This is a genomic window from Vibrio sp. 10N.222.51.C5 (assembly GCF_041474575.1).
In the GTDB taxonomy this organism is placed as follows: Bacteria; Pseudomonadota; Gammaproteobacteria; order Enterobacterales; family Vibrionaceae; genus Vibrio; species Vibrio crassostreae_C.
On the sequence record NZ_JBFRUJ010000047.1, the window covers coordinates 55,958 to 74,479 of the forward strand.

Below are 18,522 nucleotides of genomic sequence, written 5' to 3' on the forward strand. Positions count from 1 at the left end.
CTAGTTTCGGCATATCTCAGCCAGTGTCGCCAATCGGCGCTTAGACTCTTTCACATAAGGGTTGGCTTGATCCCATGCGTAACCCGCCAGAATTGAGCACACCATCTGCTTAATCTTTGGATTTGGATCTTGATAGAAAATCACATCCTGCAAAGTACCTGAGTACCACCCCTCAACATACGTTCTAAAGGTGTTTACACCAACCATCAAAGGAGCGGCATAATCGCGTTCCCAATCTACCTTCTCACCGTTAAGTTGCTTTTCGACACACTCAACCGCAAACTGTGCCGACTTCATCGCAATCGTCACGCCTGACGAGAACACCGGGTCAAGGAACTCGCCGGCATTGCCAAGCAACGCGTACTTATCCGTCGCCAAATGTTTTACATTGGCAGAATAGCCACCAATTTCACCCGCAGGGTTTGGATACTCGGCGCTTGCCAGTATCTCAGCCAAGCCCGGCTCTTCCGCTGCCAGCTGTTTAATTGCAGCAATCTTGTCTTCTGGATAGGACTCAAAGAACTTAGGCTCTCCTACCACACCAAACGAAGAGACACCGTTACTAAACGGGATCAACCAATACCAAACATCAGGGTTGGTTGGATGCACAGAGATAAGAATTTTATTTCGGTCATATTCAAGATCGGTATCCACCTCTGCAATATGATCGTTAATGTGCGTAAAAATAGCTTTGCGTGGAGGAAGCGATGACGGCTCTTCCAAGTTAAGCATTTTTGGTAGCACTCGACCAAAACCACTGCCATCCAGAACGTATTGAGCTTCTATCTGATAACGCTCTCCACCCAGCACTTGTACATCTAAAATGGTGCTGTCGTCGGTGAAATTAATGCCCATTAACTCATGTTGGTAATCAATGCAGACACCCTGCGCATCAGCCGTATCTGCCAAAACCTTATCAAAGGCACCTCGCTGAACCTGAAACGTGGTTCCAGGGCCAGAAGAGAACTTGTCTTCAAAATTGAACGCCGTATAAACACCATTTTTGCGAAAGGCAGCGCCATCTTTGTATTGGAAGTTAGCGTTGATCACTGCGTCAGTCATCCCAGCCTGTTCAATCATTTCCATACAAGCTGGTAATAGGCTTTCACCAATAGAAAAGCGAGGGAATACGCTCTTTTCAATCACTCGAACATCGATGCCTTTTTTATGAAGTAAAGACGCAGCAATAGACCCTGATGGCCCAGCTCCGATGATCACCACTTGAGTTGATAGTTTTTTCATTATTTAAGCCATGTTTGTTATTTTTATTGCGCGCCAGCTTTCAATTCTAGAAGCGTGTGACCAAGACCGATATCGTCGGTACGCGTTACCACTTCAAAGCCCGCTTCTTCAACAATCTCTAAGAAATCTTCACTGCGGTAAAAACGACTGTTGCCATTGGCCAAGCAGGTAAAGTAGAGAGACGTCGCGTTTAAGCTATAAGAAGCCGCATCGTATTTCTGTGAATCCCAAAACAGTTCAAGGATATAGACAGTCGCATCTTCTGACATATGAGAGCGAACGCGCTTTAATATGCTCAGAATCTCCATTGGCGAGAAACAATCAAGGAACTGACTCATCCACCAAACATCCGCGCCCGTTGGCAGAGTTTGCTGTTTATCGAGCATATTCGCTGGGAATGGCGTGACTCGCTCTTGATGACCATGCTTTGCCGCGTTTGCCATTGCCATTTCTAGCTGCTGTGGCAAATCAACAATCGTCACCTCAACGTCCGCATCATGGTTGCAGCATTGCATCGCCCACTTACCCGTGTTGCCGCCGATATCCACCAGCGACTTAGGTTTCTTGCTGAAGACTTTTTCAAGTAACACAGGGAACGAGCGATCCGAATAGAAGTGATCAAACTTGAACCAACTCTCTTTTGCTTTTTCTGGCAATTGAGACAAGCCTTGGTAAATGGTTTCCCAATCACCCAACTCTTTCAAGCCTGCAGGTGTGCCTTCTTCAATCGCTTCTGTTAGATGCATCATCGCGGCATAACAAACATCGGCTGTGAAATCCATGTTTGCGTTAGTCATACCATCATGCAGAAGGTAGAAACCAAGGTTAGCCATTTTGTAGTTAGGCTTTTCCCAAGTCACAATATGAGCACTTAACGCCATATCGAGCAGGACTTTCACGCCGTACTCAGAGACACCGGTCGATTCAGAGATAGACTCTGCTGGTAAACCCTCGTTGCCCGCGTCATCTAACGCTTTCAAAATGCCTAAATCACGAAGTGTACGAGCAGTATGAAAAACAATCGGAGCGAAAGACAATTTCTGCGCTTCTGTTTTTGCTTCTAATGCGTTGAATGGATCTAATTTATATTCCGACACGAAAAACCTAACTTTAAATAATAGAGAGTTACTCAGCTGCCATTTGCGCAAGCTTACGTTTAATATCAACGTTTAAGTTATTAACCCAACGGTTGTAATTACGGTGTATTTCACCATCGTCGTACTTCAAATTCTCTGATTCAACGTAAAGAATAGAGTAAAACTTATCACTATAAGGAATTTCAACCACAGCGTGGTGCGAACGAACATACAATTCAGCGCGGATCAAACCAGGCTTTATTTCTGAAACCAACCAGCCTCGATTTTCAGCAGATTCAGAAATAGCTGATTTAACCTGTTTACTTTGAAGATTCAGTGCAACTGGAGTATCCTCAACATTCATTACAGGTTGGACGCGTCCACATCCTGCAAGAACGAATATGAATAACATTGAAACTGCTATTTTTAGTAATTTCATTTAAATTCCTTATCTGTGTTTATTTATAAGCGCGCATAGTATTTAGTTAGACTCAAAGCAAATCAATACTCTATGTCAAATCAATCCCAATTAATGTCGTTTAATATTGAGAAATGGTCTGCAAATTCAGCGGGGCTCAATTCTATTGCTGAATGGCAAGCGTGGAGCACTAATTTAGATTGGCCACAAGATGGCTCAACTGAATTTAAAGCTATTCCTCCAATGATGCGCCGCCGAATGAGTGTGCAAAGCAAACTTGCTGTCCAAACCGCGTTAACCCTATTAAAAGACACCTCGATTGATTATCTGGTCTTTGCTAGCCGACATGGTGAGTTGCATCGAACCGCCACTTTGATTCAGTCGATATTAGAAGGTGACGATGCCTCACCAATGGCGTTCTCGCAGTCGGTACATAATACCGCAGCTGGTCTAACCACCATTGCCGCCAAAGCACCGATTCCACTGACTTCAATAGCCGCAGGGCAAGATACTTTCCATAACGCTCTGATCGAAGCTTATCTTTACCTTCATCAATATCCGTCGCATCGAGTGTTAGTTATCGATTTCGACCAACCTCTGCCCGAGCTCTACCAAGAGTACGAAACACAGAACTTTGCTGATTATGCGCTGGGCTTAGTGCTCACCGCTGGCAGTGAATACTCTATTACTAGGACAGTAGAGACCAACCAAGCACCTTCCGTGTTACCACAAGGGTTACAAACGCTCCAACATATCTTATTAGGTACAAATAGGTGGGCTATTGCTGGCAAGCACCAAACTTGGTCTTGGGTAAATAACACCGAGACAGGTACAGCGTAATGAGCAGAGTAGACCAGTATTGGCGAGTATTCGCGACAGGCCTCTGCTTTACCATCTTTGGTTTGGGTGGCTTAGTATTGAGCTTCTTAATCTTACCGACTATCGCGCTAACCAATCCCAATACCATTAAAAGAGAGCTTAAAGCACAGCGATTAATCCGTTTCTCATTCAATGCGTTTTGCCAGATCATGAAGTTCACCGGAGCAATCGATTACCGAATTGATGGTGCAGAACTACTGCGTAACGACCGTAACTGCATTATCGTCGCCAACCACCCAAGTTTGATTGACTATGTGCTGATCGCCTCTCAACTTCCTCAATGTGATTGCCTCGTCAAAGCGGCCATTTGGGAAAACCCTTTTATGAAAAGGATTGTCAAAGCGGCAGGTTATATACCGAACCAAGCCCCTGACGATCTTTTAGAGCGCTGTGAAGAACGCTTCTCACGTGGCAATGTCATGCTGATTTTTCCCGAAGGAACTCGCACAACGCCAGAAATTGAACCATCCTTACAGCGTGGGGCGGCACAAATCGCGACTCGAACACAAACCGATTTACGCGTGATTCATATTACGGTTTCTCCGACATTCTTAACGAAAGAGAAAAAATGGTATCAAGTTCCTGCGTCGAAGCCCTTTTTTCATGTCGCGGTGAAAGGTAAAATAGAAGTCGAACCATTTATTGAAGGCTCAAATAATTTAACTTCGGCAGCAAGGCGCCTTAATCATCATCTTGCACAAACAATTTTCCCTTCCGAAGAAAATATTTAGCGTATCAATAACATAACAGGCGATATCGGCATTTCGAAAATACCTCATATAATGTAGAATCGCCCCCTTAAAGCAGCATTCAGATAAAGCATTAAGTAGGCCAAAGTGGAAACATTACACAACGAACTGAAACAACTGATCATCGACGCATTGAACCTTGAAGACATGAGCATTGATGAGATTGAAACGGAAGCTCCACTATTTGGTGATGGACTTGGACTAGACTCTATCGATGCCCTTGAGCTTGGCCTTGCTATCAAGAAAAAGTACAACATTGTTATCGATGCAGATGATTCAAACACTCGACAGCACTTTGCGTCAGTTGAAAATCTAGCGAACTACATCTCTTCTCAAACGAATAACTAGACAGATCTTTATGACACAAGCTAACCAACAAGAAGTATACAACCAGGTTAAAGATGCGCTTATTGAGCTGTTCGAGCTTGACGCTGAAGATATCACCCCTGAAGCTCATCTCTATCTTGATCTAGACCTAGACAGCATTGATGCCGTTGATTTGGTCGTTCACCTACAGAACGTCACAGGTAAGAAGATAAAACCTGAAGAGTTCAAAGCAGTGCGCACCGTTAATGACGTTGTCGAATCTGTGGTTGAACTATTGAAGGACGCCTAATGCGTCCTCTGCTGACTTTACTGTCGGCAATTATACTTTTCACTTATCCAATAGCGGTTTACTTTGGACTCAACAAGTTTGGCTTACAAACCGTTGGTATTGCCTTAGCCGCTATCTTTGCTGTACGCATTTTCACCGGCGGTCAGGCTAAAATCAAAGAGCTAAAACACCTAGCTTGGATCAGTGGAAGTGCCGGTATTGTTCTGCTGGCTTTAGGCTTAGCCTTTAAGCAACACGGCTGGCTAACCTATTATCCCGTTATCGTTAATGTTTGTATGCTGGTTGTATTCGCTTCGAGCCTATGGCAACCACAAACGATTATCGAACGTCTTGCTCGCCTTCAAGAGCCTGAACTTCCGCAAAGTGGCGTTGATTACACACGACAAGTCACCAAAGTGTGGTGCTTGTTCTTTGTTATCAATGGCTCTATTGCCCTTTACACCTGCTTCCAACCGCTAGAAGTATGGACCCTATACAATGGCTTACTCAGCTATCTGTTTGCAGGGTTACTCTTTGCAGGAGAGTGGGTAGTAAGACAGCGCATTCGTCAGAGTTAAATTGTTATGACCCAAACCGTATCTTACACCTCGTTGCCTGAGCTTTTTAGCCAGGACAGAGCCCCTGAATCTATTGTCTGCTTTGACGACAATAGCGAGATTACGTGGCAAACATTTAACGACGACTTATCTCAACTCGTACAATTTTTGTCTTTATCCCCTTTTCAACGAATCGCGATTTGTACCCAAGACAGCTACCTATTTGCGGTGGCCTTTTTGGCATGTACAGCAGCCAACAAACACATCATCTTACCGGGCAACTACCAGCCATGTGCGCTTGCTGAGTTAAGTAAGCAGTTTGATTGCCTGCTAGTTGATAACTCGATTGGCGAAGTTGAGGTGAATGACGTTCGTAATATCCAAACCTTATTGGATTCAAACACTGAAGCACAAAAACCTCTAACCGAGAATCTTACGACCATTGATTTGGCAACAGTCCCATTAACTCTGTTCACTTCAGGTTCAAGTGGCACGCCAAAAGCGATAGATAAAACGTTAGAGCACCTCGATATTGAGACCGCTCAGTTACACAAGAACTGGGGTGAGTTACTCAAGGGAAACCAAATCCAAAGCACAGTTTCTCATCAACATATCTATGGTTTGCTGTTTAGAATCTTATGGCCACTATGCTCTGGTGTTCCATTTGCTCGACACAACCTTGAATACCCAGAACAGATCTTATCTCACGCAAATCAAAACTGTGTACTGATCAGCAGCCCAGCGCTACTTAAACGATTAAAGCATGAGACCAACAAGGTACAACTTGCAGGAATCTTCTCTTCGGGTGGTCCATTGCCTACCGAGTCGGCTCACCAGTCACGAGATCTGCTTGGTCATTTACCGATTGAAGTCTTTGGTAGCACAGAAACCGGTGGCATCGCATTTCGTCAGCAAGAGAGCGCTCAAACGCCTTGGCAGCTTTTTGCCTGTATTGAGGCTAGTCTCAACAGTGAGAGTTGCATTAAGTTATTGTCGCCGTACATCGATAAGAATAACTGGTATCAAACCTCTGATGAGTGCGAGATGGTCTCGGAGAATCAATTCATATTGAAGGGCCGAACGGACCGAGTGATCAAGATAGAAGAAAAGCGAGTATCACTGGTTGAAGTGGAAAAGCGACTGGAGCAACTGCCTTGGATAAGTGAGTGCGTGGTTATTCCATTTGAGGAGCCTGAGCGATTAATATTAGCCTCTGTTTTGGTATTATCAGATGAAGGCCAAGCCGCTCTATCGACCATGAGCAAAGGTAAATTCTGGTTGATGCTGCGTACAGAACTCAGAAAGTGGTTAGAGCCAATCGCAATCCCGAGAAAATACCGTGTTGTCGATGAGATCCCCCTCAACAGCCAAGGTAAGCGATTAACATCTCACATAGAACAGCTAATAAAATCATAGAAACCGCTGATCGTATTTTACACTGAGATTATCTTTTTATATTTTTGTCAAAGAACCAATATTTGCCCAAGGATTCTAAGCTCGCCCTATGGATAAAAGAAAACCAAACATCATTGCTGTAGACACGGTAGAAAATGAATCGACCCTGACACTTCATGTTAGCGGAGATATCACCGACTTTAATGGGCACTTCAAGAGCTTCCCTATTCTACCTGGCGTCACGCAAATTGATTGGGCACTTCACTACGCAGTCCAAGAGTTAGGCGTTCCTGGTTTCTTTAAAGGAATGGAAGTCATTAAGTTCCAAGAGCCTATCCTGCCTGACGCTACAATCCAGCTATCACTCAAATGGGATGCTGACAAAGACAAGCTGAGCTTTAGTTACACATCAAACAACGGTGAACAGACCCACTCTTCAGGCAAAATGAAGCTGGGAGAAAAAAGTGAATAGCGCTCCCGTCGAGGCTACTTCTCAACACCACACAAAAGAAAGCAGCTACAAGGCTTGCTTCCTTATCCCGTGCTTTAACCATGGCGCAACCATGCCGGCTGTGGTGTCGTCACTTCATCATTTTGAGTTACCGATCATCATCGTTGACGATGGCAGTGAACTCACAACAAAACAGTTTCTGTCTCCCCTAGCAGAGAATTCAAACGTAACCTTGGTGACGCTTGAACAGAACCAAGGTAAAGGCGGCGCAGTAAAAGCCGGAATCAAAAAAGCGCAGCAACTAGGCTTTAGCCACGCTATTCAGATAGATGCTGATGGGCAACACGACCTGGAAGCCTTGCCAACATTGATTGAGGCCTCACAAGCTAAGCCACAACGTCTGATATCAGGCCAGCCTATCTACGACGACAGCGTACCCAAAGCAAGGCTCTATGGGCGCTACGCGACACATATCTGGGTATGGATAGAAACCCTTTCTTTATCAATTAAAGACAGCATGTGTGGCTTTAGAGCGTATCCTATCAACCAAACTCAAACTGTGTTGAATAAGTACGATGTTGGTTCGAGAATGGACTTCGATATCGAGATTTTGGTTCGCCTGTATTGGGAAGGTTGCGACATAGACTTCGTTGAAACGCGCGTTATCTATCCTGAGAACGGCATCTCTCATTTCGATGCGTTGTGGGATAACGTCAAAATCAGTTGGATGCATACACGTCTATTCTTCAGCATGCTGCCAAGAGCACCAAAACTGATTGCTCGCCATTTCAAATCCGATTCAGCTGATAATAACCCAAATTTATCGACTGATTCAGAGCCGCAAGCTTCTGAACAACCACACTGGTCCCGCACTCAAGAACGCGGCACAGTATTAGGCATTAAGCTGTTATTAGCCATTTATACCTTGTTAGGTCGCGGTGTGTTCAACCTCATTCTGCGTGGTGTGATGCGTTACTACCACTTGACGGGCCAGCGTGCGCGAAACGCTTCCGAACAATATCTATTCCAATTAAAAGCCTATGCGGAACAGCAAAATATTGAGCTCCCCGGAGAACTAACCAGTTACAACCATCTGCTTTCATTTGGCCATACGATGCTCGACAAGCTCGCGGCATGGAAAGGTGATTTCTCGGCAGATAACCTGACTATTCATGGCCAAGACCAGTTCGAGAGCATGGTGGCAAATAAGCAAGGTGTGCTAATCCTTGGATCTCACCTTGGCAATATTGAGCTGTGCCGAGCTTTAGGTCGCAGACACTCGAACATCAAAATCAACGCCCTGGTTTTTACAGAACACGCCGAACGTTTTAATTCCGTGATGAAAGCGGTTAACCCGCAGTCTGATTTAAATCTGATTCAGGTGACATCGATGGGGCCTGATACCGCTATCTTGTTACAACAGAAACTAGAGCAAGGCGAATGGATCGTGATTGTTGGCGATCGAACTTCCACCAGCAAAGAGAGCCGCTCAGTATGGGCTGAGTTCTTAGGTAAGGAAGCTCCATTCCCTCAAGGTCCATTTATGTTAGCCTCGGTTCTCAAAGCACCCGTATTTTTGCTGTTTGGGTTACGTGACGACTCACAATCTAAGCCGCATTTTAATGTCTATTTCGAGCATTTTAGCAACAAGATCGAGCTACCAAGAAAGACTCGCGAACAATCTTTACAGCAAGTCGTGCAAAAATACGCAAATCGACTTCAGCACTACACACTGCAAGCACCGCTTCAGTGGTACAACTTTTTTAATTTTTGGACATTGAGCAAGCACCATGACGAAAAAGAATCCAAATAGCATCACCTTTGGTGCCGAGCGCCTCACGATTGAGGATGTTGTCGCTATCTCACAAGGCGCAAAAGCCTCGATGAACACAAGTGAAGCATTCACATCTAAGATCGACCGTGGTGTCGCTTTCTTAGAACGCCTATTGAAAGAAGAAGGTGTGATTTACGGTGTAACGACGGGTTACGGTGACTCATGTACGGTTGCGATTCCGCCAAACCTAGTTGACGAGCTACCACTGCATTTAACACGTTTTCACGGCTGTGGTTTAGGTGAAATATTGTCTCACGAACAAGCTCGTGCAGTCCTTGCAACTCGTCTTTGTTCGTTATCACAAGGTGTCTCTGGTGTGACTCACGATCTACTCAACCAGATCGTTACCCTAATCAACCAAGACATCTCACCACGCATTCCTCAAGAAGGATCGGTGGGTGCCAGTGGCGACTTAACACCTCTGTCTTACTTAGCCGCAGCACTGATTGGTGAGCGTGATGTAATCTACAAAGGTGAAGTGCGCCCAACCAGTGACGTCTACAAAGAGTTAGGAATTAGCCCTATCAAACTTAAGCCAAAAGAAGGCTTGGCGTTGATGAATGGTACGTCTGTAATGACGGCATTAGCTTGTATCGCTTACAAGCGTGCGGAATATCTAGCTCAGCTATCAACTAAGATCACCGCTATGGTATCAGTCGGTATGCACGGCAATGACTTCCATTTCGATGAAGCGCTGTTTGCAGTCAAACCTCATCCTGGTCAACAACAAGTTGCTGCATGGCTGCGTGATGATCTGCAAGCGGATCGCCCGCCACGTAACAGTGATCGCCTCCAAGATCGTTACTCTCTGCGCTGTGCTCCACATGTTATCGGCGTGGTTCAAGACTCTTTGCCTTGGCTACGCCAAATGATCGAGAACGAGCTAAACAGTGCCAACGACAACCCAATTATCGATGGTGATAATGAGCGCGTACTGCACGGTGGACACTTCTACGGTGGACACATTGCAATGGCGATGGATACGTTAAAAACTGCAGTTGCGAACCTTGCTGATCTGCTTGACCGTCAAATGGCTCAGCTGATGGACTACAAGTTCAACAACGGTTTGCCATTCAACCTAACGGGTGCTGAAGGCGAACGTAAGCCAATCAACCACGGCTTTAAAGCAGTACAGATTGGCGTTTCAGCTTGGACAGCAGAAGCATTGAAACACACCATGCCAGCAAGCGTATTCTCTCGCTCAACTGAGTGTCACAACCAAGATAAAGTGAGTATGGGCACCATCGCAGCTCGTGACTGTTTACGCGTTCTAGAGCTAACCGAACAAGTGGCAGCAGCGTCACTACTGGCGGGGACACAAGCACTCGAACTTCGTAAGCGCCACAATGAGCTTGATGAGCACCACATGAGTGAGAACCTCAAGCACATTCGCGACGAAGTGCTTAAGGAGTTTGAATTTATCGTAGAAGATCGACCACTTGAAGGCGATCTACGCCACTTCATTGCTCGTATTCAAAGTCAGCACTGGTCACTTTACTCATAAAGTAGCCAACCCTTTACGCAATATTGTTGAGAGCGATTTATGTCTGAAATCCTTCACCCATTACAATCTGAGGTGACGCTTATCACCTCATTCCAAGATGCCGACCCAATGGGCGTGATCTATCACGGCAACTACTTCCGATTCTTTGAAGAAGTTAGGCGCATCATGATGGATAAGATTGAGTACAACTACCATGAGATGAAGGATTCTGGCTACATGTGGCCTATCATCGATACCCGCGTGAAATACATTAAGGCGATACCGTTTAATCACAAGATTAAGGTAACGGCGAAACTCACCGAGTGGGAAAATCGCCTGCGCGTCGATTATGAAATTCATGATGCTCTAACCGGTGCTCGAATGACACGTGCTCACACCATGCAGGTTGCCGTCACCATCGAAGAACAAGAGATGTGCTTTGCCTCACCCAAAGTGTTTACTGACAAAGTCGAACACTGGCACCAATTTGGTTGCTTACCTCTAGCAACTGAACATCAAACACAAACCTCTAACCCACAGCAGGTGAACCATGAATCTGTTTAAACGCAGTCGCAAATACATCAATATCGCGCTAATTGGACTTACTGCGATGATGGCAAGCGGCCTTGTAAGCGCCAAAGAAAACTCTGCTGCTGTCAATTCTATTTCAGAGCTGCAGACGGTGCTCAGCGAAAATAGTATTGTGCGTGGTGAGTTCACTCAAACACGCAATATGGAGATGTTCGCCCAGCCTTTAACGTCACAAGGTACATTTCTGTTAGACAAATCAAGTGGCTTACTCTGGACACAAACCACTCCGTTTCCCGTGAACTTAGTGCTCACCGATAACAAACTGAGCCAAAGGTTTGCCGATCAACCCGCAAAAATCATCACCGACAAAGAAAATCCAATGGCGTTTTATTTCAGCCATATCTTCTTGTCAGTGTTTCATGGGGACACGCAAAAACTTCAGGAACAGTTCGCACTCAATTTTGAGCCCGCAACTAACACCAGCTCTGATGAAAATGTACAAGCATGGACACTGACTCTAAAGCCCAAAAATGCACCGATGAATGCGGTGTTTGAGGCTATCACGCTGCAAGGCAACAGCGATATTGAACGTATTGAGTTGAAAGAGATTCGTGGAGATAGCACAGTGATCGAATTCAGTCAGTTAAGCCATCTACCGGAAGTATTATCAGATGCTGAAGCGAAACAATTCCAACTCTAGTCTTGCCCTTGTTTGGCTTGTTGTTGTAATGCTGTTTAGCGGGTTGTTGACCAAACAATTCGCTTTTTCTTCGTCGGTACCGATTGAAAGCAACATTCTAAAGTTACTGCCCGAAAACCAGCAAGACCCAATGGTAGAGCAAGCCTTTCAGCAGATATCCAGCTCGATGAGCGAGCAAGTGGTATTTATCATAAGCGCTCCCGATATCGAACAAACCATGGTTGCGACCGACGCTTTTGAAAAAGCTCTCAACCAAAGAACTTTTTCAAGTCAGCCAACTCTGTTTAAGCAAGTTCAAGGTAAAATCAACGCCAGCACTCAAAGCCAGTGGAGCGATTTCTATTTTCGTCACCGATCTCAACTGCTGACCCAACAACAAAAAGAGACGCTGACACACTCGCCTGATTCGCGAGCTCAATATGTCATTCAGTCTCTGTACAATCCATTCTCAGGCGTCACTGCAGCAGAGTTATCTCTCGACCCATTCTTGTTATTTCGCGACTACATCAGTGCTATTGGCGTCCAATCAAGTAACTTTGTTCTGAAAGAGGGCTATCTCACGGCCCAGTCGAATGAGCAAACTCATATTTTAGTCACGGCTACTCTGGCGGACTCACCTTATAGCTTGGCGATTCAAGAACAACTTCCAGATCTTGATTCAATTGAGCGCGAGGTCGAAAAACAATTTGGCGTCAAGGTGCAGCATACTGGTGTGGTGTTCTACGCCAATTACGGTACCGAAAGCGCGAAATCAGAAATCAGTACCATTGGTTTGGGCTCATTGGCAGGCGTTATTTTATTGGTGTGGCTGACATTTCGTAGTGCGCTACCACTTGCCTTATCTTTACTCTCAATCAGTACAGGATTATTGGTTGCACTGGCAAGCACTGTCGCTATCTTTGGTAAGGTGCATCTATTCAGCTTGGTGTTTGGCGCTAGCTTGATTGGCGTATCCATCGATTACTCTTTTCACTATCTCACTGACCGTTTGGCCGCAGGAAGCCACTGGCAGAGCGATAAAGGCCTAAAGCATATTTTCATTGCCATCACTCTAGGTTTAATCACCAGCTTAATCGGATACTTAGGGCTACTGGTTGCGCCATTCCCAGGCTTGCAGCAACTGGCTCTGTTTTCGTCGATTGGACTGATCGCAGCTTACGCCAGTGTGGTGTGCTGGTACCCCGTTTTAGCGGTAAAACCAGGCCAAGAGCGCCCTCTTCCCCTGTCGAAACTTTGGCATACTTGGTTAAGCCTTTGGAGCAACCAAAAATTTAGAATTGGCTTACCGTTAACAGTGACTGTCGTTAGCTTGATGTCACTCAGTCAAATTCGTTACGACGACGATATTCGCCAGCTTCAGGCTATGCCCGAACAACTCAAACAACAAGAGCAAGCCATTACTGAGATATCAGGGTTAGGCAGTGGTCAAAATATGCTTTTGGTCACAGCTCAGAGCGACCAAAAGCTACTCAAAAAATTGACAGAAATCACCACAAGCTTAGATTCGCTGGTCAATAGCCAAGGTATCTCCGGGTATCGCAGCATCAATCAACACTTGTTAAGTAAACAAGAACAGCATGATAACTATCAGTTGGTTGAACAACTCTATAGTCAACAAAGCCATATATTACAAAGCTCTCTCGGTTGGTCTACGTTTCCAGAACTACCAAAATTCGAACCAATCACGGTATCTGGATTTTTGGAGTCTCCAGTCTCAGAGCCTGTTCGACCACTTTGGTTAAAACCTATCGACGGGCAAGCAGCGTCGGTCATTTTGATCAAAGACGTCATTGACACTGAGCAGTTCTCACAGTGGCTGGATTCAGGCTTTGCTCAACAACAAGGTGTGAAACACCTCAATAAAGCGGATGAAATCTCCTCTCTTTTTGCTGAGTACCGCGTCAAGATTACCGAGCTGTTATTGATAGCATTGGCAGCTATTGGCATGCTGTTAGGCTGGCGCTATGGTGTGAAGCAAAGCCTGTTAATGCTGTTGCCTTCATTGATTGCAGGCGTAGCAGGTTTGGCGGTCACGGGCATTTTAGGCTCGACACTGAACCTATTTAACCTGCTTGGTTTGATTCTGATTTTAGGGATTGGCATAGACTACACCCTATTCTTTGCTGAGCAAAAGAAATCGCTGAGCACCTTATTAGCGATCACCTTGTCAGGTCTCACAACACTACTTTCATTCGGCTTACTGTCGCTGAGCCAGACTCATGCTATTCATAGCTTCGGGGTGACGGTTCTGACAGGGATCTTTGTCGCTTGGCTGCTTTCTCCACTCGCGATCAACAGTAGTAAAAACGTAGAAGGACCAATTACTCGAGAGGCTTTTAGATGATCCAGACATTAAAGGTAACCTTCGCCATACTAGTGGGCATTCTAATGAGTGCCTGCTCGATGGTTTCTCAGCAGCCAAGTGGTGCGAGCGTGTCTATCGATCAAGACACCGATCTAGCACTACCACTGCCAGCTGAACTGGGATACTCATTAACAGCCAGTCAGTTGATTAGCGCTACGTGGGAAAATGATACACAGCAGCTTCCGGTTCAAGTCGAAGTCACACCAGGTAAAGTGGTTTTGGCGGGGTTCTCCTCTTGGGGTACTCGCATTCTATCGCTGCAATACCAGAATCAAGTAATTGATACGCAGGTTTTGTCTGGGCTTGGCGCAACTTTGCCACAACCTGAACAGGTGCTATTTAATTTAATGCTTACCTTATGGCCGGCTGAAGCATGGGCTCAGCCTTTACAAAGCATAGGTTGGCACCTAGTCGATACCGACAAAACAAGAACCGTATTTGATGAAAACCAACAGGCAATCATTCAAATTGATTACCAAACAGATCCTGGTACACACAAAACGGCAGGCGACATTGTTTTCAAACATTTGACCCTGGGCTACAACATCACCATACAAACGTTGAACTCAACGATTGTCGACAATCCAAGTAAGAGTTGAACACTATGCCTATTTACATCCAAGACTGTGGTTTCCACTCAGCGCTAGGCTCAGAGATTGCCGATATTCATGGCTGTCTAAAAGACGAGCGTGAATCAAATATGGTCGAAGTGCACGATATGCTGAACGATGGTAAACACACTGTCGTTGGTCAGATCGCGGGTGAACTACCACCGATTCCTTCAGATCTTACGCAATACGCCACTCGCAACAATCAACTGGCGCTGTCGGCTCTTCACCAAATTGAAGATTCTATCGAGCAAGCCAAATCTCAGTTTGGCGCAGATAGAATTGCTGTTGTTATTGGCACCAGCACATCTGGGATCTCCGATGGTGAAGCAGTCTTCAAACAAAAATTGGCAAACGGCGAGTTTCCAGCAGATTACCATTACTCAAAACAAGAGCTTGGTGATACCTCAGAGTTCGTTAGCCAGTATTGCGCATTAACGGGGCCAAACTACGTCATATCTACGGCTTGCTCATCCAGTGGCCGCGTATTTCTGACCGCCCAGCGCTTATTAGATTCAGGTATGGCTGATGCCGTGTTAGTGGGTGGTGTGGATACATTGTGTAAGCTGACACTCAATGGTTTCCACGGTCTTGAAGCACTCTCAACAACACATTGTAAGCCATTTAGTGCAACCCGAGAAGGTATCAACATAGGAGAAGCAGCGGCATTTATGTTGCTCAGCAAAACAAAGTTAGCCGGTGTTAATGCAGCACAAGACACGTCAAACATTGCCTTATTGGGCTGTGGGGACAGCTCTGATGCACACCACATTTCAGCGCCTCACCCTGAAGGCAATGGTGCTGAACAAGCAATGAAAAAAGCGTTACATTCTGCACAGTTAAACGCAGAAGACATTGGTTATATCAATGCACATGGTACAGCAACGCCACTCAATGACTCGATGGAAAGTAAAGCCATTCATCGTATTTTTGCAAACAAGGTTCCCGTCAGTTCTACCAAACCGCTGACCGGGCATACTCTAGGCGCAGCAAGTGCGATTGAGGCTGCAATTGCGTGGCATATTTTGAAATATGACTTACCGCTTCCCTTACAAAAATGTCAGGATAAAGCTGAAGATATTGAGATTGATTTGGTAAACTGTTCACAGAAACTTAAAGCAAAGAACATCTTAAGCAACTCGTTTGCTTTTGGTGGCAACAACATTAGCCTGATTTTTGGTGTAGTAAATGACTGATATCCCTTCTGTAGACCAACTTCTCCCTCACGATGATCCGATGATATTAATCGATCGTGCTATCAGCGTAGAGGCGTTGTCGATCCACTGTCAGGTCGATATTGGTGACCATAATCTGTTCTTTGACGCCGAATCTCAAACGGTACCAGCATATGTTGGAATCGAGTTTATGGCGCAGTCTGTAGCGGCATGGTCTGGATATCACGCACTTAAAAACGGCACCACGCCCCCAATCGGATTCTTACTCGGCTCTCGTCGCTATAAATCACTGTGTGATGAGTTTACTCAAGGTCAGACCCTTGATATCTACGCCGAACAGATGATGGAAGACAGCGGTATGGCTGTGTTTACCGCAAGAGTCGAAGACCGAGGTGAGTTAGTGGCTCAATGCCAACTCAACGTCTACGTGCCGACCGAACAAAAATTACAAGAAATGAAAACTAGGAGCCCATCATGAGCCGTCAGGTTTTAGTCACTGGTGCCAGTAAAGGTATTGGTAAAGCGATCGCTATTCAACTCGCGAAAGACGGGTTTGAAATCGCCGTTCATTACATGGGTGACAAGCAAGGTGCTGAAGAGACGCTAAAGTCGATCACCGAACTGGGTGGCGCTGGACGTCTTATTCAATTTGATATCAGCAAACGAAGCGAGTGTCGCGAAAAGCTTGAGTCTGATATCGCTGAACATGGTGCTTACTATGGTGTAGTGAACAACGCGGGCATTACTCGTGACACTGCATTCCCCGCGATGACGGAAGAAGAGTGGGATGGTGTGATCCATACCAACCTAGATAGCTTCTACAACGTACTTCACCCTTGTGTAATGCCTATGGTTCAAAAGCGTAAAGGTGGCCGTATCGTCACTCTAGCGTCGGTATCCGGCATTATGGGTAACCGTGGTCAAACTAACTATGCTGCAGCAAAAGCGGGGGTGATTGGCGCAACTAAGTCTCTTGCTCTAGAACTCGCAAAACGCAAGATCACGGTAAACTGTGTCGCTCCTGGCTTAATTGACACAGGTATGGTTGACGAGCACGTGAAAGATCATGCACTTCCTCAAGTACCACTGCGCCGTATGGGTGAGCCGGAAGAAGTAGCCGGCCTAGTCAGCTACCTAATGTCTGATATTGCAGGCTACGTAACTCGCCAAGTGATTTCAGTAAATGGAGGCTTAGTATGACCCGCCGCGTTGTTGTAACTGGAATGTCTGGTGTTACTGCTTTTGGTAACGACTGGCAACAGATAGAGCCTAAGCTAAAGGCCTGTGAAAATGCGACTCAATATATGCCAAGCTTCGAGCAATATGATGGTCTCAACACAAAACTTGCCGCGCCTATTGATGACTTCCAACTGCCTAAACACTACAAGCGTAAGCAAGTGCGTGGCATGGGCCGTGTATCACGCCTAGCTACCGTTGCGACTGAGAATGCATTGGAGCAAGCCGGCTTAATTGGTCACGATGTATTGACCAATGGCGAAACTGGTATCGCTTACGGCTCTTCAACTGGCAGTACCGATGCGGTTGGTGCTTTCGGAGTAATGCTGAACGAGAAGTCGACACGAGCAATCACAGCAACCACTTACGTTCAAATGATGCCACACACAGCCGCGGTAAACGTAGGTCTGTTCTTTGGTCTGCGTGGCCGCGTGATTCCCACCAGCAGCGCCTGTACTTCAGGAAGCCAAGCCATTGGTTACGCCTATGAAGCGATCAAGCATGGTTACCAAACCGTAATGGTTGCCGGTGGTGGTGAAGAGTTATGCCCAACTGAGTCTGCCGTTTTCGATACCCTTTTCGCTACCAGTTTAAAAAACGACACACCCAAGAAATCCCCTAGCCCATACGACAGCGAGCGTGATGGCTTGGTTATCGGCGAAGGCGCTGGAACCCTGATCCTTGAAGAGTACGAACATGCTGTTGCTCGTGGCGCAAAGATCTACGCAGAAATCATAGGTTTTGCGAGCAACTGTGATGCGGCTCATGTGACTCAACCTCAGATGGAAACCATGCAAATCTGTATGGAGAAAGCATTGAGAGACGCACAACTTCCAGCTGAGAAGATTGGCTATGTTTCTGCGCACGGTACTGCGACTGAAAAAGGTGATATTGCAGAGAGTAACGCGACAGCGAATATCTTTGGTGAAGTACCAATCAGCTCTCTTAAGAGTTACTTTGGCCATACGCTTGGTGCATGTGGTGCAATTGAAGCGTGGCTCAGCCTAGAGATGATGCATAGCGGTTGGTTCAGCCCAACCCTAAACCTTAAGAATGTCGATGAACAGTGCGGCAAGCTCGATTACATCACGGGCTCAGGTCGCGAATTGGATGTTGAATACTTGATGAGCAACAACTTTGCTTTTGGTGGAATCAACACCTCTATCATCTTCAAGAAAGTCTAAGCTTAGCTACATAAAACGCTAAGTAAATAAAAAGGTTCATCGCG

General features: G+C 45.8%; 20 protein-coding genes. 17 read left to right on the plus strand and 3 right to left on the minus strand.

Translation table 11 applies throughout. From position 1 onward, the window contains the following. Genes AB4558_RS15410 through AB4558_RS15420 form a run of 3 tightly spaced genes read right to left on the minus strand, consistent with a single transcriptional unit; the run spans window position 1 to window position 2,757 of the window. Window positions 1-1,242 (minus strand): NAD(P)/FAD-dependent oxidoreductase, encoded by a 1,242-nt coding sequence (locus AB4558_RS15410; RefSeq protein ID WP_372074552.1) that lies wholly within the window; start codon window positions 1,240-1,242, stop codon window positions 1-3. A gap of 23 nt (window positions 1,243-1,265) precedes the next feature. Then, on the minus strand, window positions 1,266-2,339 hold the full coding sequence (locus tag AB4558_RS15415; protein WP_017062270.1) for a methyltransferase: 1,074 nt from the start codon (window positions 2,337-2,339) through the stop codon (window positions 1,266-1,268). Window positions 2,340-2,367: 28 nt separating this feature from the next. Next, window positions 2,368-2,757, minus strand: a complete 390-nt coding sequence (locus AB4558_RS15420) for a hypothetical protein (protein ID WP_017062271.1) — start codon at window positions 2,755-2,757, stop codon at window positions 2,368-2,370. 72 nt (window positions 2,758-2,829) lie between these two features. Between AB4558_RS15420 and AB4558_RS15425 the strand changes: the two genes are divergently transcribed. The 17 genes from AB4558_RS15425 (at window position 2,830) to AB4558_RS15505 (ending at window position 18,478) form a co-directional block, all read left to right on the plus strand. Beyond that, a complete protein-coding gene (locus AB4558_RS15425; RefSeq protein ID WP_170963074.1) occupies window positions 2,830-3,576 on the plus strand; it encodes a beta-ketoacyl synthase chain length factor in 747 nt (248 codons plus the stop codon). Next, complete coding sequence (locus tag AB4558_RS15430) at window positions 3,576-4,346, plus strand: lysophospholipid acyltransferase family protein (protein WP_372074554.1); 771 nt, start codon at window positions 3,576-3,578, stop codon at window positions 4,344-4,346. The genes AB4558_RS15425 and AB4558_RS15430 overlap by 1 nt, the downstream gene beginning before the upstream one ends. Window positions 4,347-4,451: 105 nt before the next feature. Next, complete coding sequence (locus tag AB4558_RS15435) at window positions 4,452-4,712, plus strand: phosphopantetheine-binding protein (protein ID WP_004736154.1); 261 nt, start codon at window positions 4,452-4,454, stop codon at window positions 4,710-4,712. Window positions 4,713-4,722: 10 nt separating this feature from the next. Continuing rightward, window positions 4,723-4,980 carry an acyl carrier protein gene (locus tag AB4558_RS15440; RefSeq protein ID WP_004739745.1) on the plus strand — a complete coding sequence of 86 codons (258 nt, stop codon included), beginning with the start codon at window positions 4,723-4,725 and terminating at the stop codon, window positions 4,978-4,980. Then, complete coding sequence (locus tag AB4558_RS15445; RefSeq protein ID WP_048669155.1) at window positions 4,980-5,537, plus strand: septation protein IspZ; 558 nt, start codon at window positions 4,980-4,982, stop codon at window positions 5,535-5,537. Before AB4558_RS15440 ends, AB4558_RS15445 begins: the two co-directional genes overlap by 1 nt. A gap of 6 nt (window positions 5,538-5,543) precedes the next feature. Next, window positions 5,544-6,932 carry an AMP-binding protein gene (locus AB4558_RS15450; protein WP_372074556.1) on the plus strand — a complete coding sequence of 463 codons (1,389 nt, stop codon included), beginning with the start codon at window positions 5,544-5,546 and terminating at the stop codon, window positions 6,930-6,932. Window positions 6,933-7,020: 88 nt separating this feature from the next. Then, on the plus strand, window positions 7,021-7,383 hold the full coding sequence (locus tag AB4558_RS15455; RefSeq protein WP_017062276.1) for a 3-hydroxyacyl-ACP dehydratase: 363 nt from the start codon (window positions 7,021-7,023) through the stop codon (window positions 7,381-7,383). Beyond that, window positions 7,376-9,175 (plus strand): glycosyltransferase, encoded by a 1,800-nt coding sequence (locus AB4558_RS15460; RefSeq protein WP_017062277.1) that lies wholly within the window; start codon window positions 7,376-7,378, stop codon window positions 9,173-9,175. The genes AB4558_RS15455 and AB4558_RS15460 overlap by 8 nt, the downstream gene beginning before the upstream one ends. After that, window positions 9,153-10,700 (plus strand): histidine ammonia-lyase, encoded by a 1,548-nt coding sequence (gene hutH, locus AB4558_RS15465; RefSeq protein ID WP_017062278.1) that lies wholly within the window; start codon window positions 9,153-9,155, stop codon window positions 10,698-10,700. Before AB4558_RS15460 ends, hutH begins: the two co-directional genes overlap by 23 nt. A 39-nt stretch (window positions 10,701-10,739) precedes the next feature. Continuing rightward, entirely contained in the window at window positions 10,740-11,243 is a 504-nt protein-coding gene (locus AB4558_RS15470) for a thioesterase family protein (RefSeq protein WP_017062279.1), read from the plus strand. Next, window positions 11,230-11,910 (plus strand): outer membrane lipoprotein carrier protein LolA, encoded by a 681-nt coding sequence (locus AB4558_RS15475; protein WP_017064143.1) that lies wholly within the window; start codon window positions 11,230-11,232, stop codon window positions 11,908-11,910. Before AB4558_RS15470 ends, AB4558_RS15475 begins: the two co-directional genes overlap by 14 nt. After that, window positions 11,882-14,254 (plus strand): MMPL family transporter, encoded by a 2,373-nt coding sequence (locus AB4558_RS15480; protein ID WP_372158908.1) that lies wholly within the window; start codon window positions 11,882-11,884, stop codon window positions 14,252-14,254. The genes AB4558_RS15475 and AB4558_RS15480 overlap by 29 nt, the downstream gene beginning before the upstream one ends. Then, complete coding sequence (locus AB4558_RS15485) at window positions 14,251-14,874, plus strand: DUF3261 domain-containing protein (RefSeq protein ID WP_029235193.1); 624 nt, start codon at window positions 14,251-14,253, stop codon at window positions 14,872-14,874. The genes AB4558_RS15480 and AB4558_RS15485 overlap by 4 nt, the downstream gene beginning before the upstream one ends. Before the next feature lie 5 nt (window positions 14,875-14,879). Next, window positions 14,880-16,079, plus strand: coding sequence for a beta-ketoacyl-[acyl-carrier-protein] synthase family protein (locus tag AB4558_RS15490; RefSeq protein ID WP_017062283.1), 1,200 nt, complete (start codon window positions 14,880-14,882; stop codon window positions 16,077-16,079). Continuing rightward, complete coding sequence (locus AB4558_RS15495) at window positions 16,072-16,536, plus strand: hotdog family protein (protein WP_017062284.1); 465 nt, start codon at window positions 16,072-16,074, stop codon at window positions 16,534-16,536. Before AB4558_RS15490 ends, AB4558_RS15495 begins: the two co-directional genes overlap by 8 nt. Next, window positions 16,533-17,258, plus strand: a complete 726-nt coding sequence (locus AB4558_RS15500) for a 3-ketoacyl-ACP reductase FabG2 (protein WP_017062285.1) — start codon at window positions 16,533-16,535, stop codon at window positions 17,256-17,258. The genes AB4558_RS15495 and AB4558_RS15500 overlap by 4 nt, the downstream gene beginning before the upstream one ends. Beyond that, a complete protein-coding gene (locus AB4558_RS15505; protein ID WP_017062286.1) occupies window positions 17,255-18,478 on the plus strand; it encodes a beta-ketoacyl-ACP synthase in 1,224 nt (407 codons plus the stop codon). The genes AB4558_RS15500 and AB4558_RS15505 overlap by 4 nt, the downstream gene beginning before the upstream one ends. Window positions 18,479-18,522: the final 44 nt, after the last annotated feature.

Coding starts and splice junctions, on each gene's coding strand:
- AB4558_RS15495 (WP_017062284.1), top strand. CDS start 16,072: ATGACTGATATCCCTTCTGTAGACCAACTTCTCCCTCACGATGATCCG.
- hutH (WP_017062278.1), top strand. CDS start 9,153: ATGACGAAAAAGAATCCAAATAGCATCACCTTTGGTGCCGAGCGCCTC.
- AB4558_RS15425 (WP_170963074.1), top strand. CDS start 2,830: ATGTCAAATCAATCCCAATTAATGTCGTTTAATATTGAGAAATGGTCT.
- AB4558_RS15450 (WP_372074556.1), top strand. CDS start 5,544: ATGACCCAAACCGTATCTTACACCTCGTTGCCTGAGCTTTTTAGCCAG.
- AB4558_RS15455 (WP_017062276.1), top strand. CDS start 7,021: ATGGATAAAAGAAAACCAAACATCATTGCTGTAGACACGGTAGAAAAT.
- AB4558_RS15475 (WP_017064143.1), top strand. CDS start 11,230: ATGAATCTGTTTAAACGCAGTCGCAAATACATCAATATCGCGCTAATT.
- AB4558_RS15480 (WP_372158908.1), top strand. CDS start 11,882: ATGCTGAAGCGAAACAATTCCAACTCTAGTCTTGCCCTTGTTTGGCTT.
- AB4558_RS15410 (WP_372074552.1), bottom strand. CDS start 1,242: ATGAAAAAACTATCAACTCAAGTGGTGATCATCGGAGCTGGGCCATCA.
- AB4558_RS15505 (WP_017062286.1), top strand. CDS start 17,255: ATGACCCGCCGCGTTGTTGTAACTGGAATGTCTGGTGTTACTGCTTTT.
- AB4558_RS15500 (WP_017062285.1), top strand. CDS start 16,533: ATGAGCCGTCAGGTTTTAGTCACTGGTGCCAGTAAAGGTATTGGTAAA.
- AB4558_RS15440 (WP_004739745.1), top strand. CDS start 4,723: ATGACACAAGCTAACCAACAAGAAGTATACAACCAGGTTAAAGATGCG.
- AB4558_RS15490 (WP_017062283.1), top strand. CDS start 14,880: ATGCCTATTTACATCCAAGACTGTGGTTTCCACTCAGCGCTAGGCTCA.
- AB4558_RS15445 (WP_048669155.1), top strand. CDS start 4,980: ATGCGTCCTCTGCTGACTTTACTGTCGGCAATTATACTTTTCACTTAT.
- AB4558_RS15485 (WP_029235193.1), top strand. CDS start 14,251: ATGATCCAGACATTAAAGGTAACCTTCGCCATACTAGTGGGCATTCTA.
- AB4558_RS15430 (WP_372074554.1), top strand. CDS start 3,576: ATGAGCAGAGTAGACCAGTATTGGCGAGTATTCGCGACAGGCCTCTGC.
- AB4558_RS15420 (WP_017062271.1), bottom strand. CDS start 2,757: ATGAAATTACTAAAAATAGCAGTTTCAATGTTATTCATATTCGTTCTT.
- AB4558_RS15470 (WP_017062279.1), top strand. CDS start 10,740: ATGTCTGAAATCCTTCACCCATTACAATCTGAGGTGACGCTTATCACC.